This window comes from Micromonospora sp. NPDC005305 (assembly GCF_040607315.1).
In the GTDB taxonomy this organism is placed as follows: domain Bacteria; phylum Actinomycetota; class Actinomycetes; order Mycobacteriales; family Micromonosporaceae; genus Micromonospora.
Window position 1 is genome coordinate 1 of the sequence record NZ_JBEXGL010000058.1, and the last position, 1,137, is coordinate 1,137.

A 1,137-nucleotide genomic window follows, 5' to 3' on the forward strand; every position below is an offset into this window, starting at 1 on the left:
CTAGTGTCCTGAGTCGTTAATTCGCCGGCAGTACGTGGCGAGGCTGTTGAGGATGTCGTCGGCGGTTCTGGTCCACACGAAGGGCTTCGGATCGGCGTTCCAGGCGTCGATCCAGGCACGGACGTCGGCTTCGAGTTCGGCGAGGCTGCGGTGGCTGGAGCGGCGGAGTTTGCGGTTGGTCAGCTCGGCGAACCAGCGCTCGACGAGGTTGAGCCAGGACGCCGAGGTTGGTGTGAAGTGCAGGTGGAACCGGGGATGCGCGGCCAGCCACCGCTGCACCGCGGGCGTCTTGTGGGTGGCGTAGTTGTCCAGGACCAGGTGCAGATCCAACTCTGCGGGCGTGTTGGCGTCGACGACCTTCAGGAACTTGAGGAACTCCTGATGGCGGTGCTTGCGGTGGACCTGGCCAATGACGGTGCCGGTGGCGACGTCGAACGCGGCGAACAGGCTGGCCACGCCGTGGCGGACGTAGTCGTGGGTCTGCCTCGCGGGGACCGTGGGCATCATCGGCAGCATCGGCCGGGTCCGCTCGAGTGCCTGCATCTGCGACTTCTCGTCCACGCACAGCACCATCGCCTTGACCGGCGGGTCGAGATACAGGCCCACCACGTCGCGGACCTTCTCCACGAACATCGGGTCGGCCGACAACTTCCACGTGTCCACCAGATGCGGCTTGAGGCCGAACGCCCGCCAGATCCGCGACACCGCGGTCTGCGACAGCCCGGTCTCCTTGGCCATCGACCGCGTCGACCAGTGACTGTCCTGGTTGGACGGCTGCTGCTCCAACGTCCTGACGATCACCTCCTCGACCCGGTCGTCGGTGATCCGACGAGGCGCCCCCGGCCGCGGTTCGTCAACGAGGCCCTCCAACCGACGCGCGAGAAACCGGCTACGCCACTTGCCCACCATGTCCCGCGACACCCCAAGCCGCTGCGCGACGTGCGTGTTCACCAGGCCATCGGCGCACAACAACACGATCTTCGACCGCAACACCAACGCCTGCGACGACTTGCCCCGCCGCGCCCACCGGGTCAGGCACGCGCGCTCGTCATCGGACAGTTCCACCACACCACGCGGACGACCAGCCACCCCGACAGCCTACTATCTGCCGGCGAAATAACGACTCAGGACACTAGG

Annotated in this window: 1 protein-coding gene; it reads right to left on the reverse strand. The window is 66.5% G+C overall.

The window, feature by feature from the left end:
* Positions 1-1,089 (reverse strand): IS630 family transposase, encoded by a 1,089-nt coding sequence (locus ABZS80_RS33265; protein ID WP_355062176.1) that lies wholly within the window; start codon positions 1,087-1,089, stop codon positions 1-3.
* Positions 1,090-1,137 lie beyond the last annotated feature (48 nt).